Below are 26,483 nucleotides of genomic sequence, written 5' to 3'. Positions count from 1 at the left end.
CGTGTGAAAGATGACAACATCAACTCGGGAAGGGTGCAAAAAGCGCCTGAGAATTTCCTGACGAAAAGCGGTATCCGGGAAGTTTTTGCCGAAGGCAAAAAAGGTCGCCGTGATTTCATTCGCAGCGCATTTGCTGCGGCTGCTGCGGGTGCGGCTGCACCCATGGCTTTGGCACAAGGCAATCCTGTGCCGACTGAAGGCGGCGATCCCAACATCTTGAATTTGCCTGAGCATGCGACCAATCTGGGTCAGGGTGTGGCGGTTGAAGGGTATGGCAAGCCATCAAAATTCGAATCGAACCTGCAGCGCCGTCAGAGCCCCGGTCTGACGCAAACCACCCAAGCCTCGGTGTCGTTTGCGCCTTTGCAATCCTTGTTTGGCATCGTTACGCCCAGCGGTCTGCACTTCGAGCGTCACCACCAAGGCTGGTGGGACATCGATCCGTCCAAACACCGCTTCATGATCAATGGCATGGTCAAAAAGAACATGGTGTTCACCATGGACGAGATCATGCGTTTGCCATCGGTGTCGCGCTTCCACTTCATCGAGTGTGGTGCCAACACCGCTGTCGATTGGGGCAACGTGGCTGTACCCACGGTGCAATACACCCACGGCATGTTGTCGTGCAGCGAGTTCACCGGCGTGCCCTTGATCACACTGCTTGAATTGGCTGGCGCCGACCTCAAAAATGGCAAGTTCATTTTGGCCGAAGGCGGCGATGGCTCGTCCATGACCCGTACCATTCCGATGAGCCTGATCACCTCGGGTGAAGTGTTGGTAGCCTACGGCCAGAACGGTGAAATGTTGCGCCCAGAAAACGGCTACCCACTGCGTTTGGTGGTGCCTGGCGTTCAAGGCGTCAGCTGGGTCAAGTACCTGCGCCGCATCGAAGTGGGTGACAAACCTTATGCGGCCAAAGACGAAGCCATTCATTACATCGATTTGCAGCCCGGTGGCTTGCACCGTCAGTACACCAACATCCAGGAAGTCAAGAGCGTGGTGACCACGCCCTCTGGCGGTCAGGTTTTGCTGGACAAAGGCTTCTACAACATCACGGGTTTGGCCTGGTCGGGCAAAGGCAAGATCCAGCGCGTGGATGTTTCCACCGATGGTGGCCGCAATTGGCGACAAGCGCGTCTGGAAACGCCTGTGTTGTCCAAAGCTTTGACGCGTTTCAATCTGGACTGGGTCTGGGACGGCAAGCCTGCCATCATCCAAAGCCGTGCACAAGACGAAACAGGCCATGTGCAGCCAACTTATCAGCAATTGCGTGGTGTTCGTGGCACGCGTTCGATCTATCACAACAACGCCATCCAATCGTGGCTGGTTCAGGAAAACGGTGAGGTGAAAAATGTTCAGGTTTCGTAATGCCGTTTTGACGGTCGCCTTGCTGGCCGTGGCGGGTATGGCTGCAGCGCAGTCGCCCAAATACCCTGGTGTCGGTCGAGCCGCCACGCCTAAAGAAGTGGCCAAGTGGGACATTGATGTGCGTCCTGACTTCAAAGGTTTGCCTGCAGGCTCGGGCTCTGTGGCCAAGGGTCAAGACGTTTGGGAAGGCAAATGCGCGCATTGCCACGGCGTGTTCGGTGAGTCTGGTGAGGTGTTCAGTCCTCTGATTGGTGGCACCACCGCCGAAGACGTCAAGACAGGCCGCGTGGCCAACTTGAATCGCTCGGACTATCCAGGCCGCACCACCATCATGAAGGTGGCGACGGTGTCGACCTTGTGGGACTACATCAACCGCGCCATGCCTTGGACCAGCCCCAAGTCCTTGACGACGGAAGAAGTCTATGCGGTGACTGCGTTCTTGTTGAATTTGGGCAATGTGGTGCCTGATGACTTCGTGTTGTCGGACAAAAACATCGCTGACGTGCAAAACCGCATGCCTAATCGCAACGGCATGACAACCAAGCACGCCATGTGGCCCGGTCATGAATTTGGTGGCGTCAAAAATCCAGATACCGATAACAAGATCTGCATGAAAGACTGCACGACTGAACCCAACGTGGCGTCTTTCTTGCCTGACTTTGCCCGCAATGCCCACGGCAACCTGGCTGAGCAAAACCGCTTGGTGGGGCAGCAGCACGGGGTGGACACCACCAAGCCAGAAGCCAAGGCAGGCATGCCTGCCGTTGCAGCGCCCGCTGCGGTTGCACCTGCCAAGCCAGAAAATGCCGAGGCCAAAGCCGCCATAGCCTTGCTGAACAAATACAGCTGTACAGCATGCCACGGTGTGGACAAGAAAGTGGTGGGCCCAGGCTTCAATGAAGTAGCCAAAAAGCATGCAGGCAAGGTCGACTATCTGGCTGGCAAAATCAAGGCCGGTGGTTCAGGTGTTTGGGGTCCGATCCCCATGCCTGCACAGTCCCTGCCTGAAGCGGACGCCAAGAAAATTGCCGAATGGATTTCAAAGGGGGCCAGCAAGTAATACGGGATATACCTGTTGCACTGCTGAACCTGTTTCAATAGCATCACTCAACCTCAAGGAGATATCAGATGCAAACCCGTCGCGAGACACTCAAGCAAAGCGCTGTAGTGGCAGGCCTGTTGGCCACGGCTGGCTTCCCCCAGTTCGCACAAGCCGCGTTCAACAAAGTGGCCTTTGATGCCAAGTCTGTCCAAGATGCGGCCAAAGCCGCTGGCGCTGCCAGCTTGGTCGAAAGCAAGGATGTGACCATCACCGGTCCGGACATCGCTGAAAACGGCGCTGTGGTTCCATTGGGTGCCAGCACCTCTTTGGCTGGCGTTAAGCAATTGCTGGTTCTCGTTGAAAAGAACCCTGCAGCATTGGTCGCCTTGTTCCATGTGAGCGACAGCATTGATGCCAACTTCGCCACACGTGCCAAGATGGGTCAATCTTCGGATGTTTACGCTGTCGCCATCATGGCCGATGGCAAAGCTTTCTTCGCCAAGAAGGAAGTCAAAGTCACTTTGGGCGGTTGCGGCGGTTAAGCGCACACTGATCCGATCCACAAATCATTGAAAGAATTGGAGTAAAAAATGGCAGATCCAATGCGCATTCGTGCCCAAGCCTCTGGCGACAAAGCCACCGTCCGTGTTCTCATGAGCCACGAAATGGAATCCGGTCAGCGCAAAGACGCCGCTGGCAAACTGGTTCCAGCTTGGTATATCCAGGAAGTCACCGCTTCTTTGAACGGCAAGCAAGTACTGGCCGCTGAATGGGGCCCCGCTGTGTCCAAGAACCCCTTTATGCAGTTTGCCATCAAGGGTGCCAAGGCAGGTGACAAAGTCGCTGTGACCTGGAAAGACAACAAGGGCGATACCCGCACGGACGAAGCCACCGTTTCCTGATAACGTGGTATGTCCAAAAGGGTGAAGAATTTGACTTCACCCTTTTTTTGTTTTGAGAATGAATACGAGGTGACGCATGAAATACGCGACCACAATGACCTTGGCCACTGTTTTGGCCATGGCCGTCTTCCCCGCCATGGCGCAAAAGACCGCCAGCCAAGGCATTGATGAATACCGCGCCATGTTGCAAGACGGTAACCCTGCCGAATTGTTTGAAGCCAAAGGCGAGGGCTTGTGGACGCAAAAGCGCGGCCCCAACAACGCCAGCCTAGAGAAATGCGATCTGGGCAAAGGTCCTGGCGTGGTCAAGGGTGCATTTGTGGAGTTGCCCCGTTACTTTGCAGATACCCAGCGCGTGCAGGATCTGGAAACCCGCTTGGTCACTTGCATGGAAACCCTTCAGGGTTTCAACGCTGCCGAGATTTACAAGACACCCTTTGGCAAGGGTGAGCAAAACAACGTGACGGCACTGGCCACCTGGATCGCCGCAGAGTCCAAGGGCATGCGTTTCAATCTGTCGCAAGCGCATCCTCAGGAAAAGACTTTTTATGAAGTCGGCAAGCGTTTGTTTTTCCAGCGTGGTGGTCCTCATGATTTTTCGTGTGCCTCTTGCCACGGCGAAGAGGGCAAGCGCATCCGCCTGCAAGACCTGCCCATGCTGACCAAGAATCCCGGAGATGGTGTCGGTTTTGCCGCCTGGCCCGCCTACCGTGTATCCAACGGTCAAATGTGGGGCATGCAATTGCGTTTGAACGACTGCTACCGCCAGCAACGTTTCCCGTATCCGGGTTTTGGCAGTGATGCCACATTGGCCTTGGCCACCTATTTGGGTGTGAATGCCAAGGGGGCCGCATCGGTGGCGCCAGCCATCAAGCGCTAATGAATGAAGGTGATCACCATGAAAAAGAAAATTCAATTTGCCTTGACCGGTATCGCTGCAGCTTTGCTGGTGGTCGGTTGCGCATCGGCCCCTTCAGTGTCTGAACTCAATGAACTGACCAACAAGATCGTCAAAGCATCGTTTCGCGACGAAGGTTTTGTCAAAGTCGATCGCGTGTTGAACACCGATGAAACCAACCGCGCATGCAGCGAAGCCGATGTGGCGGGCAAGCCTTTGGATGAGAAGACTGCCAAAGCCATCGAAGAGATGAATTTGAAGGCCATCAAATGGCCCTCGGATGGGAAATTCATCGGCGATTGGAAGCAAGGCGAGGCCATTGCCCAGAGTGGACGTGGCTTGACCTGGACTGACAAAGTCACAGATGTCAACGGTGGCAATTGCTACAACTGCCATCAGATCAGCAAAGAAGAAATTTCTTACGGCACCATTGGCCCGAGCCTCTACAACTACGGCAAGATCCGTGGTGTGACCGATCCGAACAGTCCCGAAAGCAAACCCATTGTGGAATACACCTGGGGCAAGATCTGGAATTCAAAGGCCTACAACGCTTGCTCCAACATGCCCCGTGCAGGTCACATGGGCATCTTGTCCGAAGAACAAGTTCGCCACGTGGTTGGCCTGTTGCTGGACCCCAAATCGCCCGTCAACCAGTAATCCATCTGAAACCCGGCATGTCCGGGTTTTTTTGCCGTCAATACATCAGTGAGTGCAAATATGAACCTGACCAAACGTGAATTCATCCAAGTGATGGGCGCCGGCACCATGGCCGGCATGAGCATGGGTAAGTTTTCTGAAGCCAGCGCAGCCACCGCAGCCAATGGCCTGTACGACATCCCCAAGTTCGGCAATGTGTCTTTCTTGCACATGACCGACTGCCATGCTCAGCTCAAGCCGATTTACTTCCGCGAGCCCAGCATCAATATGGGCATTGGCTCCATGCAGGGCAATTTGCCGCATTTGGTGGGCGAACACTTGCTCAAAGTGGCCAAGATCCGCCCGGGTTCTGCAGAGGCGCACGCGCTGACGTATCTGGACTACGAAAAAGCCGCCAACCGTTACGGCAAGGTGGGCGGTTTTGCGCACCTGGCTACGCTGGTCAAGCGCATGAAGGCCAGCCGTCCTGGCGCCTTGTTGCTGGACGGTGGCGACACCTGGCAAGGCTCTGGCACTTGTTTGTGGACCAATGGTCAGGACATGGTCGACGCCTGCAAATTGCTGGGCGTGGACGTCATGACCGGTCACTGGGAATTCACTCTGGGCATGGAACGTGTGAAAGAAATCGTCGAGAAAGACTTCGCGGGTAAGGTGGACTTTGTCGCGCAAAACATCAAGACCAACGACTTTGGCGACCCGGTTTTCAAGCCCTATGTGATCCGCGAGATCAATGGCGTGCCTTGCGCCATCATCGGCCAGGCTTTCCCCTACACCCCGATTGCCAACCCCCGCTACATGGTGGCCGACTGGGCCTTTGGCATCCAGGACGACAACATGCAAAAGATGGTGGACGAAGCCCGTGGCAAAGGCGCGCAGGTCGTCGTCGTCATCAGCCACAACGGCATGGATGTGGACCTGAAAATGGCCAGTCGCGTCAGTGGCATTGACGCCATCATGGGCGGCCACACACACGATGGCATGCCCGTGGCCACACTGGTGTCCAACAAAGGCGGCAAAACCATCGTCACCAACGCAGGCTCCAATGGCAAGTTCCTGGGGGTGCTCGACTTTGATGTCAAAGACAAAAAGGTCAGCGATTTCCGCTACAAACTGCTGCCCGTGTTCTCGAACATGCTGCCAGCCGATAAAGAGATGGACGCACTGATCACCAAGATCCGCGCGCCCTACGAAGCCAAGCTGTCCGAAAAGCTGGGCATCTCGGAAGGTTTGCTGTATCGCCGTGGTAACTTCAACGGCACGGGCGACCAATTGCTGGTCGATGCCTTGCTCGATGTACAGGGCGCTGAGATCGCGTTCTCGCCAGGCTTTCGCTGGGGTACATCGCTCTTGCCGGGCCAGGCCATTACACGTGAGTGGCTGCTCGACATGACGGCCACGACATACTCTTATGCCACGGTGACCGAGATGACCGGCGAGACCATCAAGACGGTCCTCGAAGACGTGTGCGACAACCTGTTCAACCCTGATCCTTACTACCAGCAAGGTGGTGACATGGTGCGTGTGGGGGGGTTGAGCTACAGCTGCAACCCTCTGGGCAAGATGGGCACACGGATTGGCGACATGCGCCTGAATGGCCAGCTGATTGAGGCGGGCAAAAAGTACAAGGTGGCAGGTTGGGCACCCGTGGCCGAAGAGGCGCGCACGCAAGGCAACAAGCAAGTGTGGGAAGTCGTGGAGACCTGGCTCAAGACGCAGCCCGGCGGTCGTGTCAAACCCCGCAAGCTCAATGCCCCCAAGATCACTGGTGGTTTGCCCAATCAGGGCTACGTGGGCTGAGCTTGAATTAACCCACAGGGCTCTGAGATGCAACAGAGTTGCATCTCAGGTTGGCTTTGACGGCAACTCGGTAAACACTTCAGTCTGGCTTGTCTCGAAGCGCAATAAGCATACTGATTTTCATGAAAAAAGGGGAGACAAATGGCAGATTCAAATGGCATGACGACAGGCAATTCCTGGTCGTTACTTTGGTTCAGAAGCCGTGACGATGTCACGCCGTTCATCAATGACACCGCAGTTCGTATCCGAGCGGGCATCATGCTGGCCATTCCGATCTTCATGGCCTTCACTCTGTGGGATATCGTGTTCGGTAGTCGCTGGATCGTCACTGGCGAAGTGATCAAGGACACTTTTGAACTTGACTTTGACAACCGCATTCTTTACATGGTCCAGGCCGTGCGCCGAACCTACGACTACACCGTGCAAACCTGGCTGCTGTTTTATGCCTTGCTTGAAATGCTCGCGGGCATGAGTGTCAAAACGGCGTATCTGTCGCCCACCATTTGGCTGTCAACTTTGCTGGCCAGGCGCGCTCGCCCCGTGTGGAAGCCGTTGACACCCAAGAGATTCGCCTGGACCATTGGCGCGTCGATGATCAGTGTTTGTCTGGTTTTTTTCCATCCTGAAAAATTCGCCGCGGCCATTAATTTCATCTTCCGCAGCGCGGTTCTGCCTACTACTGAGCAGTATCTGCCCCGCTGGTTGCCCCTGGTGATGGTCTGGGTGTGCCTGGGCTTCATGTGGCTCGAGGCTGTGCTGGGCTATTGCCTGGGCTGTGAGGTTCACGCCTTGCTGGTGAAGCTGGGTGTTTTCAAAGAAGATTGCGAGGCTTGCAATAACCTCGACTTCAGTCAGCCGCGCTGAACGGCTGCCCGTTTTTTCGCTTACGCGACTTGCAATTTGAAGTCATGCGTGCCTGGTCATGGGCCAGGATGCGCTTGACGATCTTCAAAGGTAAGTTTCTGAACCAAGCAGGAAGAATACCCACCGAGCGGATTGACAAAGCGGCGGCCCATCGGGTCAGGGGACGCAACCAAGCGGTGGCTTGCAAAAACTCTTTTTGCTGCTGGCTGTTCATCATGATTTGAATCTCTTGAGATCTCTTCAAGACATGAAGTTGCGCCAAGTACCGATGTTGTAAACCCGGTGGTAACCGTTTTTCTTCAACATCAACTTGGCCATGCCACTGCGTGTGCCACTGGCGCAACCGACCACCACGGGCGCAGATTTGGGCAGGCTGGCCAAATGCTGGCCCAGTTCGTTGAGGGGGATGTTGCGTGTGCCGGGAGCATTGCCAGAGGCGAATTCGGCTGCAGAGCGGACATCCAAAAGAATGGCTCCCTCATTTTTGAGTTGCGGCAACAAAGCCATGACGCGTCGGGCATTCCACCACTTGTAGCCAAACCACAGGGCCAAGGCCATCATGGGCCAATAGTCTTGAATGAATTTCATGAGGCTTCTTTTTGCGTTGGATTTTGGCCAAAACTGTCGGGCATTTGCACCGCCACCACTTCACCGCGAGCAGTGGCCACGCCTGCGGCATACACGGTAGTCTCGACCACCACCTTGCGGCCTTTGATTTGCTTGATTCGGCCACGAATGACCATTTCGCTGTCCAGCGGTGTGGGCTTGAGGAAGTCCACATGCAAAGAGCCCGTCACAAAACGAAAGGCGGGCAGGGAGTCCATGTCACGACCTTCTTGGCGGTACATGGCGGCAGCGGCCGTGCCGGTGCTGTGGCAATCAATCAGCGAAACGATCAGGCCGCCATAGGCAAAGCCTGGAACGGAGGTGTGGTAAGGCTCAGGCTGAAAGTGCGTGACGGTCTCGTCGCCATCCCAGACGGTTTTGATCTGGTGGCCGTGCGTGTTCAGGTGCCCGCAACCGTAGCAGTGTGCAACGTTTTCGGGGTAATGGTCTTGAAATGCATCCATGGGGTGTCTTGGTTTAAGGTTGAGGGCGAGTCAAAGACCAACCTTTGTTTACCCATTGGCTCACACCACCTTCTACATAACGTATGTTTTGATAGCCTTGTTGCTTGAGTTTTGCCAAAGTGGCTTTTGACCGGTTTTGAGTGTTGCAAATCAGCAGGACAGGTTTGTCCGGATTTTTCGGGATCAGCATTTGCTTCTGAGGCAATTCGCTCATGGGCAGCAATACGGCACCTGGCGCCACACCCGTGCGATGCTCCATTGTTTCTCGTATGTCGATGAGAATGACGCGGCCAGCTTCGTGTTCTGTGTGGGCTTGCTCAAGTGAAATTTTGTCAATATCGTCGGCAGAAGTGCACGCATTGATCGTCAGGATTGCAATGGAAAGAAGAATTTTTCGGATCATGGATTGATGTGCTTTGTATGAATATAAGTGTTCGCGAATATTATGTTGACGTTAATGTATCCAACAGAACTGAAACTGTCGATAAAAGGGTAAAAGCGCAGACTTTTCAGGTGACTTGATATGACCATTACCTCTTCATGTGCTCTGGCGATATGCTCACAGGTTGATATCCACTCAAAGAGCCTGTTTTGACTCAGCCACCACTGCTTGCCAGCCCTCAAGCGCACCCTGCATCGCTATCCGGTCTGCTGCCCTTTTTAAAGCCCTACCGCTGGGCGTTGGCTGCGGCCGGTGTGTTCTTGCTCCTGGCGGCAGGCACTACGCTGGCTTTTCCGTGGGCTTTGCGTCAGCTGATTGACCAGGGCTTGGCTGCGGGTGTGTCTTCGGACCATCTGGCCCAGGATTTCATGCTGCTGTTTGCGGTGGCTTCTGCATTGGCAGTGTTTTCGTCAGCGCGTTACTACACCGTGAGTTGGTTGGGCGAGCGCATCACCACCGATGTGCGCAATGCCGTCTATGGCCATGTGCTGGCACAAAGTCCGGCTTTTTTTGAAACCACGCAGTCGGGTGAAGTCTTGTCACGGCTGACCAACGACACCACCTTGGTGCAAACCGTGGTCGGCTCGTCGTTTTCCATGGGCTTGCGCAATCTGGTCATGGGTGTGGGGGCCATGGCCATGCTGGTGTGGACCAATCCAGTGTTGATGTTGCAGGTCATGGTGGTGCTTTTGTTGGTAGTTTTGCCTTCGGTGATTTTGGGGCGCCGGGTGCGCAAACTCTCGCGGGCCAGCCAAGACCGGGTGGCCGATGCCAGCGCATTGGCCTCCGAAGTGCTCAATGCGATTTCGGTGGTGCAAAGCTATACGGCAGAGCAGCGTGAGACGCACCGCTTTGTTGCGTCCACCACCAAGGCCTTGGGGACGGCTTTGCGCCGTATTCGCGCCCGGGCGGTGTTGGTCGGATTCATCATCCTAGCATCCAGTGCGGTGTTGCTGTGGGGGCTTTACATGGGCACCTTGGCGGTGCGAGCTGGCACCACCACGGCAGGAGCGCTGAGCCAGACCATTGTGTATGTGATCTTGCTGGCCAGTGCTTTTGCCGTGCTCGGCGAGGTGTATGGCGACATGCTGCGCGCTGCAGGGGCGACCGAACGCTTGATGGAGTTGTTGCACAGCCAATCGACCTTGAAACAGGTCGAGCAACCCGTCCAGGCCCCTTGGCCTGTCGACGGGTCGGTGCTCTCGCTCGATAGCGTGAGTTTTCATTACCCCTCGCGGCCAGAGACTTGGGCGTTGAAGCAGTTGAGTGGCCAGATCGCAGCGGGGCAGACTGTGGCGGTGGTCGGCCCCAGCGGTGCAGGCAAAACGACATTGTTTGATTTGCTCATGCGCTTTCATGACCCGCAGTCTGGCCGCATCATTCTGGATGGCGTGCCGATTGACCAGATGAGCTTGCATGACCTGCGTGGCCGCATGGCCATCGTGCCGCAAGAGCCCGTGATTTTTTCAGGCACGGTGCTTGAGAACATCCGTTATGGACGGCCCGAGGCCAGCGCCCAGGAGGTGCTGGCTGCTGCTGAAGCCGCGTACGCTCAGGAGTTCATCACGCAGCTGCCACAAGGCATGGACACCTACCTGGGGGATCGGGGTGTTCGTCTGTCCGGCGGGCAGCGCCAACGCATTGCGATTGCCCGGGCAATTTTAAAAAATCCGCCTCTGCTGTTGCTGGACGAAGCCACCAGTGCGCTTGACGCCCAGAGCGAAAAAATGGTTCAAGCGGCGCTTGAGAAAGCCATGTCCGGCAGAACAACGCTGGTGATTGCCCACCGTTTGGCCACGGTGCAGCAAGCAGATTTGATCTGGGTGATGGATCAAGGACACTTGGTCGAGCAGGGCACGCACGCCCAGTTGCAAGCACAAGACGGTCTGTACGCCAGTCTGGCGGCCTTGCAGTTTCATGCGGCCGTTGAGGATGGATGGCCAACAGTCTGACGCAGAGCGGTTGCTGAAAAAACAAAATTCGCACCGTGCTGGACGTGTGCGGATTCAGGTCCCGACAGGTAAATGGTGCCCCCGACAGGAATCGAACCTGTATTTACACCTTAGGAGGGAGTCGTTCTATCCATTGAACTACGGTGGCTGACCGGGCTTGATTGTAATCGGGGGCAGTTGCCAGACTCATCGGGAGTCTCCATTTGGACGGGGTTGGTCGGGCTTTATGAAACAATCCGCCGATGATTTTGATTCTCAAAAATATATTGCAGCGATTTTTTCCGACGCGCAGTTCTCTCTCATGGCTGGACCTGGAGCAAATGCCTTTCGGCGTGGTGGTGGTCGCATCTGAGTCTGGCCGGGTGCTTCAGGTCAACGAGCGCTTTGCCCGCTTTGTGGGGCGCACCCGACCAGCTTTGGTGCAATCTTGTTGGTCGCAATTGACAGCAAAGCCTGATCAGGAAGGTCCGGCATTTGATGGGGACAGTTTTCGTGCATCGAGTACAGAAACGCCAGTGGTGATGGCGCAGAGTTTCATCAAGCCAGATGGTCTGGAGGTGCGAGCCGAGCTGTCGCTGCTGACAAAGCACATGGGGTCTGGAGGAGAGGCGGTTTTCATCTTGATGGTGCGCGACATGGCTGAAAGTTTTCAGGCGCAGGATCAGTTGCGTGTCAGTGAGCAGCGTCATCGCTTGTTGGCGGACAGCGCGCGGGATGTGGTGTGGACCATGAGTCCCTTGGGGCAGATCACCTATGTGAGTCCAGCGGTCGAACAACTCAGGGGCATCACACCTGAAGAGGCGATGCAGCAATCGATTGACGAGACTTTGACGCCCGAGTCCCGCGATGTGTCGCTGAGGTATTTTCAGGAGGTGGCTTTGGCGATTCAGGAGGGTCACGTACCCCAAAGTTTCCGTGGCGAACTGGAGTATTGGCGCAAGGATGGCTCGCGTTTCTGGACGGAAGTCTTGTCTTTTCCACTGATGGGGGCGCAAGGTGAGCTGGTGGAAATCGTGGGTGTGACGCGGGACATCAATGAGCGTCGGCTTTATGAAGACGGCCTGCTGCGCGCTCGGGAAGTGGCCGAAAAAGCCAACAAGGCCAAGAGTGAATTTTTGGCCCACATCAGCCATGAAATTCGCACGCCGATGAGTGCCATCCTGTCTTTGACGGAATTGCTGCTGAGCACACCTTTGAATGAAAAACAACATGAATGGTTGAAAAAATCCAAAAGTGCAGGCAGCTTGTTGCTGGGCATCATCAATGACATTCTGGATTTGTCGAAGATGGAGTCCGGTGCTTTGGTCTTGCCCAGCCTGCCTTTGAATGTGCAGGATGTACTTCAGCAGGTGACCGATTTGGTGACGGATGCCTGTGCGTTCAAAGGCCTTGGGTATGAGGTGTGGGTGGACCCGAAGGTGCCCCACGCCTTATTGGGTGATTCACAGCGCTTGGCGCAGGCGCTTTTGAACCTGGTGAGCAACGCAGTCAAATTCACGGAGCAAGGCAGCATCTCGGTTCGGGTGGAAGACTTGGGCCAGGAAGGATCCACTGAGTGCCTGCGTTTTGTCGTTCAGGACACAGGCATTGGATTGGAGCGGGAGTTTCAGTCGCGCGTGTTCGAAGGTTTTGTGCAAGGCGACAACGCACAAACCCGGCTGCACGGTGGCGCAGGGCTGGGCTTGTCGATTTGTAAACGGATTGCCCAGTTGATGGGCGGCGATGTGGGGGTCGAGTCGATGCCAGGGCATGGGTCGACGTTTTGGATGACGGTGCGCCTGGCGCGAGGTGAGATGGCAGGCGGGCCGGTATCTCATGCCGTGGATGACCCTGCGGTGCCGGTGGATTTTCAGGGCATTCGAGTGTTGTTGGTGGATGACAATGCCTCGATCCGGGATATCTTGACGCAGTTGCTGACGCTGGCTGGTGTCGATGCGGACACGGCCGCAAATGGTCGGGAGGCGATGGCCAAAATCCAGTCATCACCCTATGCGCTGGTGTTGATGGACATGCAGATGCCCTTGATGGATGGACTCGAGGCCACCCGGCAGATTCGGCAAGATCCGCAGTACCGGGATTTGCCGATTGTGGCGCTGACCGCCGGTGGATTTGATGAAGATCGTGAGCGTTGCATGGCCGCTGGCATGAACGATTATTTGAGCAAGCCGTTTGAATACAAGAAGCTGTTGGCGGTTTTTGCGCGGAACTTGAACCCTGCCGCCCGTCGTTCGACTGAATTGCTGTCTTGAGTCGGCTCAACAGGCGCCTGCTGATCGGTTACCTCGGGGTATGCCGGTGCGTCAGTCCTTGCGGATGGTGTAGATCAGATCCAGCGCATTGTCCTGACCGGTTTGTGCGCGCAACGTCAAGCGGCGCGAGAGGTCGTAGAAGACATAAAAGCTGCCAAAGGTGCCGCGCAGACTGGTTTCATAAACGATGTAAAAGTCCTTGGACAAACGCTTGCCCAGAGTGACGGCAGCCCCCGTGGCGGTGGCATTGCTGCGGCTGCCTTGGGCCAGGGAGATTTCGTCAAGGCCCAAGGCGCTGGCCAGTTCACCGCTGAGGGTTTTGCCATTGCCGCCCAGAAGGGCCAGCGCCGCTTGTTGCAGTACGGCTGACTCTGCTCCGCCACCGGCTGCTGAGCGCCCCAGCACCAGCCAGGCCAACTTGTCGGCGTCGGGCATTTCCGGGTCAGAGTACAGGCGGATGCGGGGTTGCAAAGCGGTGCCGGTGATTTGTACCCCCACACGCTGTGACAAATTGGGTCGGAGGGCCAGTATGTCCAGGCTTGGGTTGTCGTAAGGGCCATTGAAGCGCAGCAAGCCGTTCTCAATCTCCAATTGCTGGCCATAGGCTTTGTAGCGCCCGCCTTCAGTGCGCACCTGACCTGTCAGGCGCGGTTGCCCTTGGCTGGCAGCGTTGCTCACAAGGGTCACCTGGCCTGCCAGGCGTGTGTTCAGTCCCAGTCCACGGACTTGGAAGTCCGGACCCAGGTCCAGGCCGACTTGGACATCGGGTATGCCCAGCCAGTTCGGGCGCGGTGTGGGGGGCGTGCTGGCTGCGGGCACTGTGTGGACGCCCAGGATGACGACATCTGAGCCCAGAGTGGGAGTGTTGTCTTCGGGCAAGATGAACAAGGCCTGGTCGGCTTGGACTTGTCCCCGCAATTGCAGACGTCCTTGCTGCATCACGGCCTTGACATCGCCCGAGAGGGTCAGGCGGCGGTCGGCCCGGTTGCTCACGCGCAGGTTCTGGATGTGCGTATGCAAGGCCATGTCCACTTCGCCCCAGGGGTGCGCCGGATCCTTGTCGGCTGTGCTTGAAGGCGGCAGCCATTTCACAAGGCCCCCTGCTTTCAGCTCGCCGCCTTGTGCACCTGCTCCGCGCAAGCTCAGTTGCGTCAATTCAACTTGCTGGCCCTGCAATTGGGCACGTAACTGTCCTTGGTTGAATTCAATGCCCTCTACCGCAGATCGCACTGCGAGTTTGTCTGCTTGCAAGAAGCCTTGCCATTGCGGCTGTGCCAGCGTGCCTGAAAGCGTGACATGGGCGTCCAGTGTGCCTTGCACGCGCCAGCCTGGAGGGGCCAGCAAGGACCAGGCGTCCACGCGGGGCAAGTTGGCCTGGAGTTGCCCGCTCAGCGGGGCTTGCTCAGGCCATGTCCAGCCTTGGGCGGTGGCGCTCAGGCGGGTCTGGGCCTGGGCTTGTGCCTGGCCCATTTGTTCACTGTCCCATGCCAGTTGGGCCTGCATGTCTACGCCATCAATCTGCAATTGCAGGCGGGCTGTGCGCAACCCCGCACTCAGTTTTTGTCCCGTTCCACCATCGGTGGCGAGGCGCAAATCACCTCGACTGCGTTCGAGTACAGCTTTGACATGCAGGCTGTCCTGTTGTGACCAGTTGAGCGTGCCTTGCAGCAGAACATCGCTTTGCAGATCCGGACTGATGATGCCTGACAACCAGGTCATGGGCAGGTCATCCAGGCGTGCGCTCAGTTCGGTCTTTGTCCCGTGACCGGGAATGGGGGCGGACCATTGGCCTGCGTTCCAGCTCACTTGGGCTTGGCCGGGAGAGGGGCCTTGCAAGGCCAAAACTCCTGCGCCCCAGCGCCCTGAAGCGCCCAATGTGTCGCGGCGCCATTGCCAAGAGACCGGCTCCGCCAGTTGCGCGCGCCAGGGCAGCACGGTGTTGGGGGTGATGGCGGTTTTGGCGTCAATCGTGGCGTTGAGTACTTGGCCTTGCCAGGCACTCCAAACGGTCGATCCAGCCGTAGGCGTGCTTCTGACTGCGTTCAGTCGTGTTTGCACTTGCACCGACGAGCGCCCCTGTTGGATGCTGGTTTGTACTTGTGCCTCCAGCTTTTGCAGCGTGCCTTGGATTTGAAGGCGTGCAGGGTCGATTTGCCAGGGTTCGACTTTGGCTTTCTGGCCTGTCAACCGGGGCAATTGCAGGGTGAGCTGTACCGGGGCATCTGCCTGCTCATAACCACCTTGCCATTGGGCTTTGAGTTGTGCGGGTCCGGAGGCCTGCAGCCCGCGAAGACGCTCAGCCCAGCCTGGCCAGCGGCTCAGCCACGCTTGGCTGAGCGCAGCGTCTTGCATGGCCGCGTCGATGCTGCCCAAGCCCTTTTGGGCGGCCAGATGGCCTTGGGCCCGGGCTGTGAGACCGGGCACAGTCAACTGAAGTTGCCCTTGTGCGGCCCATGGAGTGGAGCCTCGCGGTGGTTGGAATTTGAATTGACCCTGCAAGTGCCCGTCTGCCGCGCGCAGATCCAGGGTTTGGATGTCCCATTCGGCCGCTTGCCAGAGCCCTTGAAGGTGCAGCCTTTCCAAGCGCAACTGCGGGTGTCTTGCAAGTGCACCCAGGGATGGGCTGACGTGGGCGGTGCCCGGCGGGCTGCTCAGGTCAGCGGAGATCTGCACCTTGCCTTGGCCGTTGTCCCGGGCTTGCAGTTGTCCTTGCACAGCCCCTGACGCCAGTGCGGTGTGCATCTGTGAGGGCACCAAGCCTGTGAGCTGCACTTGCCCTGTCCAACCCGCTGAGGTTTGCTGGACTTGGGCCTGCACTTGACCGCCCGCCATGCGTGAGCTCAGTTGCTGGATGTGCCACAGCCCTTGCTGATAGCGCACCTGGGCGTCCAGTTGGCTCAGAGGCAAGCGGTTTTGATCCCAGGGGCCGGGGATGGCATTGGTCAACTCGGCCTGGCCATGCCAGCCTGCCGCATCGGGCGCAATGGCCGCTTGACCGGTCAAACGGGTTTGTGGTGCGCCAGGCCACAGCAGGGCCAGATCCAGTTGCTGCCATTTTGCTTGCGCGTTGTGTACGGGCTGGCTTTGCCAGGGCAGCACATGGGCCTGCAGATTCAGCTGCATGCCGGAGCGGATTGGGTTGGGGGGAGACAGTTGCGCGTCCACAAGCAGCTTGGCCTGAGGCCCCGACAAGTTGCCCTGCACCGTGGCACTGGCCTGCAGGGTCAGGCCCCGGGTGCGTGCCGTGCTGGGGATTTGCACCTGACCTTGCACCGTGACATCCAGCGCCATGGGCGCTGCTGCTTGCAGTCTGGCCTGAAGGCTGTATTGCCCCTGTGCCACGGTCAATGGCTGGAGTTTCAGCAGGTGATGCTGACCGTCAAAGTCGTAATGTCCTTGCAGAGCCTGCAAGTCCAACGCCGGAGGGCCTGCCCAGCGCAGTTGCCCGATGCGCCAGGGCAGTTTGACCTTCACAGGCCAGGAAAATGAGTTCAGTGCTGCGTGTGGGCTGGGCGGGCGTTTGTCGTCGATGTTCAGTTGTTCTATTTGCAAGCTGCGCAATGGCAATCGCCCGTTCCACAGCTGCGACCAGTCCAGCGTCACATCGGCGTTGTGCAGCTGCACCTGAAGGCCGTCGTGTTGCCAGTGCAGTTGCCCCAATCGCCCGCCGTGTTGCATGCTGCCTTGAACCTGTGCACTGCTCAGGGTCTGTCCCTGTGGCATCAAGCGGCTGGCGATGTTCAGGGTGGTGGCCAGTGAGCCTTCGCTGCCAGACCAGGCCCACAATGCGCCCGCAGTGGCAAGCAAGGCCAGGCTCAGGCCAACAGGCAGCCGCCACCAGCGTAGGCTGACGCGCGCCGTGGGCGGCAGGGCCGTGGCAGCCTGCGCGGTATCTGATGTGTGGGGCTCAGGTGGGGTCATCAAAAAGTGAACCCCACGCTCAGGTGCAAACGCAGTTTATGTGTAGCTTGTCCATAGGCCAGGTCAATCCTCAAGGGGCCGACCGGGCTGCGCCAGCGGGCGCCCACGCCATAGCCCAATTTAGCGTGCAGGTTTGCGGGTTGATTGGCCACGGCACCGGCGTCTACAAACACAGCGCTTTCCCAATCGGTGCGTTGCTGGTTCCAGGAAATGGGGCGTTGCCATTCCAGGCTGCCGACCGAGAGGTATTGCCCCGGTCTGACCGTGCCATCGCTTTGCGTGACGCCCAAAGTGCCCGGCCCATAACCGCGCACGCTGTTGTCGCCCCCTGCGATGAACAATTGCGTGGCGGGCAAAGCCGTGGCGTCTTTGCTGACCACACTGCCTGCTTCGCCGCGCAAAGCCAAGCGTCCGGACTGCTGGCCCAGGGGCACAAGCCACAGGCCACGGGCCAGCCAGCGCACAAAAGACTCGCGGTTCGCGCCCAGCGTGACGCCATAGCCCAGCTCCAGGCCCCAGCCTGTGCCTTGGGTCGGAAAAGGCAGGCGGTCAAACCGTCGCCAAGTCCAGGCGTAGTTGGCACTGACCGATTCGCGTTGACCGGCCTGATCACCGGTGGTGTTGGCGGCGTCATATTGGGCGTAATAAGCGCGGTCGATGCGTTCACTCAACTGGTTACGTCCAGCCCGCCAACGCTGGCTGTTCACGGTGTAGCTGGTGAATTTTTCTTCCTCGTATTGGCCCGAGACATTCCAGCGCCAAAGGCTGGGGTCGGGGGGGGCCAGTAAATCGACGCCCACCCGCTGCAAATTGCGGTCAACCGCCAGTTTGCTCACGGCCCGCCATTCCAGTCCAGGCACCTTGTGTTGTGTGTGTTCGGCCGTGAAGCGAACACCGCTTTCGTTGCGCACACCCAAGCCCAGCACCCATTTTTGGCGCAGGGCTTCTTTGAGTTCAATTTTGACGGGACGATGGTTGTCGCTGCTGTCGGGGTCCAGGCTCACAAATACCGAATCGTAATAACCACTGAGCACCAGGCGTTGTTGTGCTTCGAGCAGATCGCTTTGGCGGTAAACGTTGCCGGGTGTCAGGCGCGCCAGGCGTTCGATTTGTTCGCTGCTGTAGCGTTCAGCGCCAGTGATGACCAATGGCCCCAAAGACACGGCAGGACCCGAGTCCAGTGTGATGTCCAGTTGCACCTGGTTCTTGGTGGGTTCGACTTGGGCCTGGCTGCGGGCAATGCGGCCTTGGGGGTAGCGCTCGGACAGCAGCTGCCGAAGCGCCTGGGTTTTGGCATCGCTCCAGCTTTCTTGCGTGAAAGCCTCACCAACAGGCAAGGCCCATGTTTGCACCACATCGGCACGCTGCTGGGCTGCCTCAGGGCGCTGTTCAATGTCGCCTTGCCAATGGATCTCTACTTGGGCAATGCGCGCTTGAGGGCCGGTTTTGACATCCAGTTGCACCTTGCGCAGGCGCGGCTGGTTGGGCGTTGTATCGCGTGTCCAGTTCAGCGTCGGGTTGAAAAATCCCTGCGTGGCCAGTAAATCGCGCGCTTGCAGATCCGCTTCGCGCAGCAGGCGGGCCATTTCGGTGTCGTCCAGATCGCTCAGTTGGCGATAGCGCTGCAACTCCAGGTGCTGGCTCAGCCAAGCGGCCAAGGGGGGTGAGTCGGCGTGCACTACCAGGTCAAACGCTTGCAGAGTGGGCACCGTCTTGTCGCGGGTCTGGGCCATGGAGGGTGAAACGAGCAGGCAGCCGAGCAGGCATGCAGACCGCATCCAGCGGATACCCCAGAAGGGTGTGAGCAGGGATGGGATTCGACTCAGCAAGGGAAGGGCATTCACTTGCTGAGCAAACGCATCGCGTCCTCCAGGCCTTTCAAGGTCAGCGGGAACATGCGTTGGCTCATGAGTTGCTGGATGATGGAAATGCTCTGGCGGTATTGCCATACGCCTTGCGGTTCGGGGTTGATCCAGGCGAATTTGGGGAAGGTGTGCGTCAGGCGCTGTAGCCATTCGGCACCGGCTTCCTCATTGTTGTACTCGACGCTGCCGCCTTTTTGCAAAATCTCATAGGGGCTCATTGTGGCGTCCCCAATGAAGATCAGCTTGTAGTCCTTGTTGTACTTGCGCAGGATGTCCCAGGTCGGAAATTTTTCGGCGTAGCGGCGCTTGTTGTTCTTCCACATGAAGTCATAGACGCAGTTGTGGAAGTAATAAAAGTCCAGGTGCTTGAACTCGGCTTTGACGGCCGAGAACATTTCTTCGACGCGGGCAACGTGCTCGTCCATGGTGCCGCCCACGTCCATGAGCAGCAGCACCTTCACATTGTTGTGCCGCTCTGGGCGCATCAGGATGTCCAGGTATCCGGCGTTGGCCGCCGTCTTGCGGATGGTGCCGTCCAGGTCCAGTTCGTCGTGCGAGCCTTCGCGGGCAAAGCGGCGCAGGCGGCGCAGCGCCACTTTGATGTTGCGTGTGCCCAGTTCTTGTTGGTCGTCGTAGTCCTTGTAGGCGCGTTGTTCCCAGACCTTGACGGCGCTCTTGTTACCGCCCTTGCCGCCAATGCGGATGCCCTGTGGGTTGTAGCCGCCGTTGCCAAAAGGGGAGGTGCCGCCTGTGCCGATCCACTTGTTGCCGCCTTCGTGGCGCTCTTTTTGCTCCTCCAGACGCTTCTTCAAGGTCTCCATCAACTCGTCCCAACCCATCTTCTCGATGGCGGCTTTTTGTTCGGGCGTGAGTTCTTTTTTGAGGATCTGCTCCAGCCAGTCCAGAGGCACTTCTTTGGTGAAGTCGGTCAGCATCTCCACGCCCTTGAAGTAGGCGCCAAAAGCCTTGTCGAACTTGTCGAAGTGCTTCTCGTCCTTGACCAGCACGGTGCGCGACAGGTGGTAGAAGTCATCGATGCTGCAAGCATCCGATGCCGGGCCGACCACATTGGCCTGCAAAGCTTCGAGCAGCGTGAGAAATTCACGCACCGACACAGGCACTTTGGCGGCACGCAGGGTGTAGAAAAAGTCGATCAGCATGCGTAAACCTTTCTGCGATCTGGTTCTTGCGCATGAAGCTTGCGCGTCAGAAGTTCCCGTGGAGGTGCAATGCCTGCATCCTTGAGCATTTGGCTGACTTGTCCGCGGTGATAAGTGCTATGAACACCCACATGCAAAAGCATTTCTGTGGGGCTCATGCTTCCCGGGTCGCCATCTGTGAATTGAAAATGCATGCGTGAGTGCACTTCGGTTTCATGCCATGTTCGAAGGTTATCCAGCAAGGCCTGATTGGTTTCTTGCATCGCCCAAGTCAGGGCTTCGGGTTCTGGCGTTGCATCGGTGTTGGTGCTGGCGAAGGCGTGTTTTTGCCCGGACAAGTGTGCTGCAAAAATACAGTCCACCACATGAATGTGTTTCATCAGGCGGACGGATTTTTTCAACAATTCCGGTGCCAACCGATCTTGGTTGTCGCACAGACATTGCATCAGTTCCTGATCAGCCCAAGCTTTGTATTGCAGCAATTCAAGCAAGATGAGGTTGTTCATGTTGGTTTACGCACGATGACGGCGTAATTGGTAATCCAGATGTGTTTTTACATTGGGCCATTCGCTGGCAATGATGCTGTAAACGCAAGTGTCTCGCAGTGCGCCAACAGCCAGAGGGTGCGGGTTGATTTGGTGGCTGCGCAGCACGCCGTCAAGCTTGGCGCCCAGGCGCTCGATGGCGCGGCGGCTTTGCTGGTTGAAGAAATGCGTGCGGAACTCCACCGCGATGCAGTCCAGTTGCTCAAAAGCGTGGGCCAGCAGGAGCCGTTTGGCTTCGGTGTTCAACGGGCTGCGCTGTACGCTTTGGCGGTACCAAGTCGAGCCGATTTCGACGCGGCGATTGGCCGCGTCGATGTTCATGTAAGTGGTCATGCCCACTGCCTGCTGGGTGGTCGGGTCGATCACGGCAAACGCGCACATGCTGCCTTTGGCCTGAAGATCGAGGCGACGCTGGATTTCAGTGGCCATGGCTTCGGGCCGGGGAATGGCGGTGTACCAGTGGTTCCACAGCTCGCCGTCTTGCACCGCCTGGACCAGGTCGTCGTGGTGCGCGGGCGCCAGCGGCACCAGCTTCACATGCTCACCACTGAGGGTGACCGGCGCGGCAAACAGGCTCATGGGGACTCCGAATCGTTGGGGTTGGCGCGATCATTTTGTTTGGCACGCCAGTGACGGGCCAGCTGCAGACCGCCGCCACCGCCCAGTCCGACCAGCAAGATCGCACCGATGCTGGCGCTGCCGTAGCCTTCGCTGAAGATGTTCCAGCCCAACAGACGGCCAAGCCAGTACCCGGCCACAGCGCCGCCGACAAAGCCCACGGCGTCAGACAGGCCTTCTAGAAGGAGCTTGTTGGCTGACATGGGCGTATCAGCGATTGCGCTGGTTCATGAACACCAGCTTTTCAAACAAGGTCACGTCTTGCTCGTTCTTGAGCAGGGCGCCCACCAGCGGCGGCACCGAGACTTTCTGGTCGGCGCTTTGCAGGGCTTCGAGCGGGATGTCTTCGGCCACCAACAATTTCAGCCAGTCGAGCAGCTCGCTGGTGGAGGGTTTCTTTTTCAAACCAGGCAACCCGCGCACGTCATAAAAGGTCTTGAGCGCCAGTGCCAGCAAGTCTTTCTTGAGCGTGGGAAAGTGCACGTCCACGATCTGCTTCATGGTTTCCGCTTCGGGGAACTTGATGTAGTGGAAGAAACAGCGGCGCAAGAAGGCGTCAGGCAGTTCTTTTTCGTTGTTGGAGGTGATGAACACCAGCGGGCGGGTCTTGGCCTTGATCAGCTGGCGCGTCTCGTAGCAATAGAACTCCATGCGATCGATCTCGCGCAGCAGGTCGTTCGGGAACTCGATGTCGGCCTTGTCGATCTCATCGATCAGGATGGCCACCGGGGTTTCAGACGTGAAAGCCTGCCAAAGGACGCCCTTGATGATGTAGTTTTCGATGTCTTTGACTTTTTCATCGCCCAGCTGGCTGTCTCGCAGGCGGCTTACCGCATCGTATTCGTAGAGGCCTTGCTGGGCTTTGGTGGTCGATTTGATGTGCCACTGCAGCAAGGGCAAGCCCAAGGCTTGAGAGACTTCTTCGGCCAGCATGGTCTTGCCGGTTCCGGGCTCGCCCTTGACCAGCAGGGGGCGTTTGAGGGTGATGGCGGCATTGACCGCCAGCATCAGGTCCTGCGTGGCGACGTAATTTTCGGTACCTTGAAATTTCATGTTGATGTCTCGTGAACTGCGGGAAAAAAAGCTTGTCAGGATTATGCGGGCCAGGCCGATATAATCCTCAGTTGATTTTTATCAATCAATTTGGATTGTGTAAGCAAAATGAACAAGCTGCTGACCTCGATGTTTGCCCTGGCTGTCGCCTCCGTGACCGCCATCTCCGCCCAAGCTCAAGAAGTGAAGGGCGATGCCAAAGCCGCTGAGCAAAAGATTGCCATGTGCATCGGTTGCCACGGCATCAAAGGCTACCAGGCCAGCTTTCCTGAGGTTTATCGCGTGCCGATGATCTCTGGCCAGAACGCCAAATACATCGCTTCTGCCCTCAATGCCTACAAAAAAGGCGACCGCAAGCACCCCACGATGCGCGGCATTGCCGACAGCCTGAGCGATCAGGACATCGCTGACGTGGCTGCTTATTACGAGCAGCACGGCAAGACCGAGCCTGTGGCCACTGCTCCAGCCACCCCGGACGCCAAAGTGGCGGCCCTGTTGCAAAAAGGCGCTTGCGTGTCTTGCCACGGAGACAACTTTGCCAAGCCGGTGGATCCCAGCTACCCCAAGATTGCAGGTCAGCACAAAGACTTTCTGTTTGTGGCCCTCAAGTCCTACAAGACCGAGAACCAGTCCACCTGGGGCCGCAGCAACGGCGTGATGGGCGGTATTGCCAAACAATTTTCCAATGCTGAACTCAAGGCTTTGGCAGGTTATGTGGGCTCTTTGGATGGCGATTTGAAGACTGTTCCCCAGTCCAAGTTCCGCTGAGCTTTCAGATTCACGCACAACATAAAACCCGCTTCGGCGGGTTTTTTGTTGTCTGCGACAAGGGGCTCAGTCTTTGGTGGCGTGGCGTTGCACGCAGGCAATGTACGCTTCTCCGTCGGGCATGCGGCCTGAGAGCTGGCTTTCATGCACCATGCGGCCCAGGCATTCCATGGCCTGGTGGTGGGCGTCGTGCAATGAATTGAGTCTGTGCGTCAGCAATTCGACGGCCTGGCGTATGCCCCGAGGCTGGTCGATGCTGCACTGTTCGCTGATCGACAAGTGCATGGACAGGTGCAAAAAAGGGTTTTGCTGGCTCGGGCTGGCCGTCTGCATGCTGGCCAGGGCGACATCGACATCGGCCAACTCAACGTGGTATTCGGGGTGCTCGTCAATCCACTGGCTGACCAGCATTTCCATTGGCTCCAGAGGGGCGGTCGTTCTCGCTTTGGCGTAGACACCACAAAAAAATCGCCGGACGTCGGCTTGGGAAGGTTGAATCAGCATGGGGTCAATTGTCCTATGTCTTGGCGGGGTAGCCTGGGCACAGGCATGGCTGGGCACATCCAGCCCTACTTCGGACAATTAAAGACCTAGAATCAAGCCAGCAAACCCCCAAAACATGCAATAAAATGCATGCAGCCCTATTCTGGAGACTGAAAACATGAACCAAGCTTACATTTGCGACGCCGTTCGCACCCCCTTTGGCCGCTACGGCGGTGCTTTGAGCAGCGTGCGCACCGACGACTTGGGCGCCGTGCCCCTGCGCGCCCTGATGGCCCGGAACCCGAATGTGGACTGGGCGGCAGTGACCGATGTGCTCTACGGCTGTGCCAACCAGGCCGGTGAAGACAACCGCAACGTGGCCCACATGAGCAGCCTGTTGGCCGGTCTGCCCATCGACGTGCCTGGCGCCACCCTCAACCGCCTGTGCGGCTCGGGCCTGGACGCCATCGGCACCGCAGCCCGCGCCATCAAGGCGGGCGAAGCCGGTCTGATGATCGCGGGCGGCGTGGAAAGCATGAGCCGCGCCCCCTTCGTCATGCCCAAGGCCGAGAGCGCCTTCAGCCGCAACAACGCCGTGTACGACACCACCATTGGCTGGCGCTTTGTGAACAAGCTGATGAAGGCGCAGTACGGCGTCGATTCGATGCCTGAAACGGCCGAGAACGTGGCCACCGATTTCAAGATCGAGCGCGAAGCGCAGGATTTGATGGCCTACAACAGCCAGTTGCGCGCAGTGGCCGCCATCAAAGCCGGTCACCTGGCCCGCGAGATCGTGGGCGTGAGCATCCCCCAGAAAAAGGGCGATGCCATCATTGTGGATACGGACGAACACCCCCGCGAAACCAGCCTCGAAGCGCTGGCCAAGCTCAAAGGCGTGGTGCGCCCGGACGGCACCGTGACCGCAGGCAACGCCTCGGGCGTGAACGACGGCGCTTGTGCGCTGCTGCTGGCCAATGAAACCACAGCTGCCAAAAACGGTTTGACGCCTAAGGCCCGCGTGGTCGGCATGGCCACCGCCGGTGTCGCGCCGCGCATCATGGGCATTGGTCCCGCGCCTGCCACGCTCAAGGTACTGGCTCAGACGGGTTTGACCATCGACCACATGGACGTGATCGAGCTGAACGAAGCGTTTGCCGCGCAAGGCCTGGCCGTGCTGCGCATGTTGGGCTTGAAAGACGACGATGCCCGCGTGAACGCCTGGGGCGGCGCGATCGCCTTGGGCCACCCGCTGGGGGCATCGGGCGCACGCCTGGCTACCACGGCCATCAACCGCCTGCACAGCACCGGCGGTCGCTATGCGCTGTGCACCATGTGCATTGGCGTGGGTCAGGGCATTGCGCTGATCCTCGAGCGGGTCTGAGTTGGCCACCTGAATGTCGGATCTGAAGCCGTCGAGGCACAGCGCAGCGCAGATCAATACGCACAGAGTCCGACATGCCTTGGTACGCCTCTGCGGCCAAGGCAAGCGGTGTGGTCGTGCCATCAAACGTCGGGGTCTTCGACCACCGACCTACAAAACACCGCGCCCTCGTCGGCACTCACAGAGTCCGACATCTGCCCGCTGACCCGCAACGCCAAAACCAGACGCAACGGGCAAATCACAAAAATGTCGGGGTCTTCGACCACCGACCTACAAAACACCGCGCCCTCGCAGGTCGGCACTCGCAAAGTCCGACATGTCTTGGAATATCGTTGCAGTCGTGGCAAGCGATGTGGGCATTCGATCATCTGCCACCGCTCAAGTCGCCGATCACCCAAAAATACTCAGAGAAAACAAGACACTTTCGTGTCAGTGGATGGGGGTCAACCCCTAGGGGCAGCAGCGGGTCAGGCATGCACAATCGCACGATCGTTCGCAAATTCAAAAATGGTAAGGATTGGAAGATCTGAACCTGTTCAGGCGGCGACAGAAATACAAAAAAGGAGACAAGCGTGCAATTGCTGCAACTGCTGATCAGCGGTGTGGCCCAGGGCTGTATTTACGGACTCATCGCCCTGGGTTTCGTGCTGATTTACAAGGCCACCGAAACGGTGAGCTTTGCCCAGGGCGACCTGATGATGGTCGGCGCCTTCGCGGGTCTGGCCGCCATGACCTGGCTGGGCTTCCCTTTCTGGGTGTCGGTGCCTGCGGCCATTTTGGCCATGGGCGTTTTTGGCGTTTTGCTCGAGCGCCTGGTCATTCGTCCCATTCTGGGGCAACCTGCTTTTTCGATCGTGATGCTCACCATCGGGGTGGGCTATGTGCTGCGCGGCCTGATCACCATGATCCCGGACGTGGGCACCGACACCCACACCATGCCCGTGCCTTATGCCGGACAGGTCTTGCAGATGGGTGGACTCGTCGTGGCTGCCGAGCAGTTGGTGGTGATTGCGTTCACCACGGTGTTGTGCCTGGGCTTGTTTGCCATGTTCAAGTACAGCAAGCTGGGCATTGCCATGCAGGCGTCGTCGCAAAACCAGTTGGCGGCCTACTACATGGGCATTCCGGTGCAAAGCCTCAACGGCTTGGTCTGGGGTCTGGCTTCGGGTGTGGCCGCGGTGGCGGGTTTGCTGCTGGCGCCCATCACCTTTGTGCACGCCAACATGGGCTTCATCGGCCTGAAAGCTTTCCCCGCAGCGGTGGTTGGCGGCTTTGGCAGTTTGCCGGGCGCCATCGTGGGCGGATTGGTGATTGGTATTGTCGAGTCGCTCGCGGGCTTTTATTTGCCTGAAGGCGTGAAAGACATCGCGCCTTACATCGTGGTCTTGCTCATGCTGGTGCTCAAGCCCAATGGCTTGTTCGGCGAAAAACTGCGCAAGAAAGTCTGA

24 protein-coding genes and 1 tRNA gene are annotated in these 26,483 nt (G+C 57.9%); 13 read left to right on the top strand and 12 right to left on the bottom strand.

The annotated features are described in order from the left end of the window. Window positions 1-3: 3 nt before the first annotated feature. The 8 genes from soxC (at window position 4) to B9Z51_RS10365 (ending at window position 7,528) form a co-directional block, all read left to right on the top strand. On the top strand, window positions 4-1,368 hold the full coding sequence (gene soxC / locus B9Z51_RS10400) for a sulfite dehydrogenase (protein ID WP_233254906.1): 1,365 nt from the start codon (window positions 4-6) through the stop codon (window positions 1,366-1,368). Further along, the gene (locus tag B9Z51_RS10395) at window positions 1,352-2,428 is read left to right on the top strand and encodes a c-type cytochrome (protein WP_108374283.1); all 1,077 of its coding nucleotides are present in this window, start codon (window positions 1,352-1,354) and stop codon (window positions 2,426-2,428) included. The genes soxC and B9Z51_RS10395 overlap by 17 nt, the downstream gene beginning before the upstream one ends. A gap of 68 nt (window positions 2,429-2,496) precedes the next feature. Continuing rightward, a complete protein-coding gene (gene soxY, locus B9Z51_RS10390; RefSeq protein ID WP_108374281.1) occupies window positions 2,497-2,952 on the top strand; it encodes a thiosulfate oxidation carrier protein SoxY in 456 nt (151 codons plus the stop codon). 48 nt (window positions 2,953-3,000) lie between these two features. Then, the gene (gene soxZ, locus B9Z51_RS10385; RefSeq protein ID WP_199227503.1) at window positions 3,001-3,312 is read left to right on the top strand and encodes a thiosulfate oxidation carrier complex protein SoxZ; all 312 of its coding nucleotides are present in this window, start codon (window positions 3,001-3,003) and stop codon (window positions 3,310-3,312) included. A gap of 94 nt (window positions 3,313-3,406) precedes the next feature. Next, window positions 3,407-4,192: a sulfur oxidation c-type cytochrome SoxA gene (gene soxA / locus B9Z51_RS10380; RefSeq protein WP_233254945.1), complete on the top strand. Its 786-nt coding sequence runs from the start codon at window positions 3,407-3,409 to the stop codon at window positions 4,190-4,192. An 18-nt stretch (window positions 4,193-4,210) separates the two neighbouring features. Further along, window positions 4,211-4,867 carry a sulfur oxidation c-type cytochrome SoxX gene (gene soxX / locus B9Z51_RS10375; protein ID WP_108374949.1) on the top strand — a complete coding sequence of 219 codons (657 nt, stop codon included), beginning with the start codon at window positions 4,211-4,213 and terminating at the stop codon, window positions 4,865-4,867. Window positions 4,868-4,927: 60 nt separating this feature from the next. After that, a complete protein-coding gene (gene soxB, locus B9Z51_RS10370) occupies window positions 4,928-6,664 on the top strand; it encodes a thiosulfohydrolase SoxB (RefSeq protein ID WP_108374276.1) in 1,737 nt (578 codons plus the stop codon). Window positions 6,665-6,805: 141 nt separating this feature from the next. Further along, window positions 6,806-7,528: a DUF4395 family protein gene (locus B9Z51_RS10365; protein ID WP_199227502.1), complete on the top strand. Its 723-nt coding sequence runs from the start codon at window positions 6,806-6,808 to the stop codon at window positions 7,526-7,528. Between the two features lie 240 nt (window positions 7,529-7,768). Here the strand turns inward: B9Z51_RS10365 and B9Z51_RS10355 are convergent, their stop codons facing one another. The 3 genes from B9Z51_RS10355 to B9Z51_RS10345 are packed head-to-tail and all read right to left on the bottom strand — an operon-like array spanning window position 7,769 to window position 9,001. Continuing rightward, the gene (locus tag B9Z51_RS10355; protein WP_108374272.1) at window positions 7,769-8,116 is read right to left on the bottom strand and encodes a rhodanese-like domain-containing protein; all 348 of its coding nucleotides are present in this window, start codon (window positions 8,114-8,116) and stop codon (window positions 7,769-7,771) included. Next, window positions 8,113-8,598, bottom strand: coding sequence for a PaaI family thioesterase (locus B9Z51_RS10350; RefSeq protein WP_108374270.1), 486 nt, complete (start codon window positions 8,596-8,598; stop codon window positions 8,113-8,115). The genes B9Z51_RS10355 and B9Z51_RS10350 overlap by 4 nt, the downstream gene beginning before the upstream one ends. Window positions 8,599-8,611: 13 nt before the next feature. Next, window positions 8,612-9,001, bottom strand: coding sequence for a rhodanese-like domain-containing protein (locus tag B9Z51_RS10345; RefSeq protein ID WP_108374268.1), 390 nt, complete (start codon window positions 8,999-9,001; stop codon window positions 8,612-8,614). Window positions 9,002-9,189: 188 nt separating this feature from the next. On the opposite strand from B9Z51_RS10345, the gene B9Z51_RS10340 reads away from it, so the two are divergent. Further along, complete coding sequence (locus B9Z51_RS10340; protein WP_108374266.1) at window positions 9,190-10,992, top strand: ABC transporter transmembrane domain-containing protein; 1,803 nt, start codon at window positions 9,190-9,192, stop codon at window positions 10,990-10,992. 73 nt (window positions 10,993-11,065) lie between these two features. Here B9Z51_RS10340 and B9Z51_RS10335 read toward each other — a convergent pair. Beyond that, window positions 11,066-11,140, bottom strand: a tRNA-Arg gene (locus tag B9Z51_RS10335). A gap of 94 nt (window positions 11,141-11,234) precedes the next feature. Here B9Z51_RS10335 and B9Z51_RS10330 point away from each other — a divergent pair. Continuing rightward, a complete protein-coding gene (locus tag B9Z51_RS10330) occupies window positions 11,235-13,241 on the top strand; it encodes a PAS domain-containing hybrid sensor histidine kinase/response regulator (protein WP_108374264.1) in 2,007 nt (668 codons plus the stop codon). A 51-nt stretch (window positions 13,242-13,292) separates the two neighbouring features. Here the strand turns inward: B9Z51_RS10330 and B9Z51_RS10325 are convergent, their stop codons facing one another. From B9Z51_RS10325 to B9Z51_RS10295, 7 genes are all read right to left on the bottom strand, one after another. Beyond that, window positions 13,293-17,162: a translocation/assembly module TamB domain-containing protein gene (locus B9Z51_RS10325; protein WP_108374262.1), complete on the bottom strand. Its 3,870-nt coding sequence runs from the start codon at window positions 17,160-17,162 to the stop codon at window positions 13,293-13,295. After that, a complete protein-coding gene (locus B9Z51_RS10320; protein WP_158272866.1) occupies window positions 17,162-18,895 on the bottom strand; it encodes an autotransporter assembly complex family protein in 1,734 nt (577 codons plus the stop codon). The genes B9Z51_RS10325 and B9Z51_RS10320 overlap by 1 nt, the downstream gene beginning before the upstream one ends. A 107-nt stretch (window positions 18,896-19,002) precedes the next feature. Beyond that, on the bottom strand, window positions 19,003-20,187 hold the full coding sequence (locus B9Z51_RS10315) for a VWA domain-containing protein (RefSeq protein WP_108374258.1): 1,185 nt from the start codon (window positions 20,185-20,187) through the stop codon (window positions 19,003-19,005). After that, window positions 20,181-20,693 (bottom strand): DinB family protein, encoded by a 513-nt coding sequence (locus tag B9Z51_RS10310; protein ID WP_108374256.1) that lies wholly within the window; start codon window positions 20,691-20,693, stop codon window positions 20,181-20,183. The genes B9Z51_RS10315 and B9Z51_RS10310 overlap by 7 nt, the downstream gene beginning before the upstream one ends. 6 nt (window positions 20,694-20,699) lie before the next feature. Next, window positions 20,700-21,311, bottom strand: coding sequence for a GNAT family N-acetyltransferase (locus tag B9Z51_RS10305; RefSeq protein WP_108374254.1), 612 nt, complete (start codon window positions 21,309-21,311; stop codon window positions 20,700-20,702). Further along, window positions 21,308-21,553 carry a hypothetical protein gene (locus tag B9Z51_RS10300; RefSeq protein WP_108374252.1) on the bottom strand — a complete coding sequence of 82 codons (246 nt, stop codon included), beginning with the start codon at window positions 21,551-21,553 and terminating at the stop codon, window positions 21,308-21,310. The genes B9Z51_RS10305 and B9Z51_RS10300 overlap by 4 nt, the downstream gene beginning before the upstream one ends. Before the next feature lie 7 nt (window positions 21,554-21,560). Beyond that, window positions 21,561-22,403 carry a MoxR family ATPase gene (locus B9Z51_RS10295; protein WP_108374250.1) on the bottom strand — a complete coding sequence of 281 codons (843 nt, stop codon included), beginning with the start codon at window positions 22,401-22,403 and terminating at the stop codon, window positions 21,561-21,563. A gap of 108 nt (window positions 22,404-22,511) precedes the next feature. Between B9Z51_RS10295 and B9Z51_RS10290 the strand changes: the two genes are divergently transcribed. After that, window positions 22,512-23,171: a cytochrome c gene (locus B9Z51_RS10290; RefSeq protein WP_108374248.1), complete on the top strand. Its 660-nt coding sequence runs from the start codon at window positions 22,512-22,514 to the stop codon at window positions 23,169-23,171. Window positions 23,172-23,237: 66 nt separating this feature from the next. On the opposite strand, the gene B9Z51_RS10285 is transcribed toward B9Z51_RS10290, so the two are convergent. Then, on the bottom strand, window positions 23,238-23,672 hold the full coding sequence (locus tag B9Z51_RS10285) for a DUF1841 family protein (RefSeq protein WP_199227520.1): 435 nt from the start codon (window positions 23,670-23,672) through the stop codon (window positions 23,238-23,240). Window positions 23,673-23,832: 160 nt separating this feature from the next. On the opposite strand from B9Z51_RS10285, the gene pcaF reads away from it, so the two are divergent. Next, complete coding sequence (gene pcaF, locus B9Z51_RS10280; RefSeq protein ID WP_108374244.1) at window positions 23,833-25,035, top strand: 3-oxoadipyl-CoA thiolase; 1,203 nt, start codon at window positions 23,833-23,835, stop codon at window positions 25,033-25,035. A 572-nt stretch (window positions 25,036-25,607) separates the two neighbouring features. Continuing rightward, window positions 25,608-26,483, top strand: a complete 876-nt coding sequence (locus tag B9Z51_RS10275) for a branched-chain amino acid ABC transporter permease (RefSeq protein WP_108374242.1) — start codon at window positions 25,608-25,610, stop codon at window positions 26,481-26,483.

It is taken from the genome of Limnohabitans sp. T6-5, assembly GCF_003063315.1.
Taxonomy (GTDB): domain Bacteria; phylum Pseudomonadota; class Gammaproteobacteria; order Burkholderiales; family Burkholderiaceae_C; genus Limnohabitans_A.
Note: the sequence above shows the minus strand (reverse complement) of the source record. Positions and strands in the feature narration are given on the sequence as shown.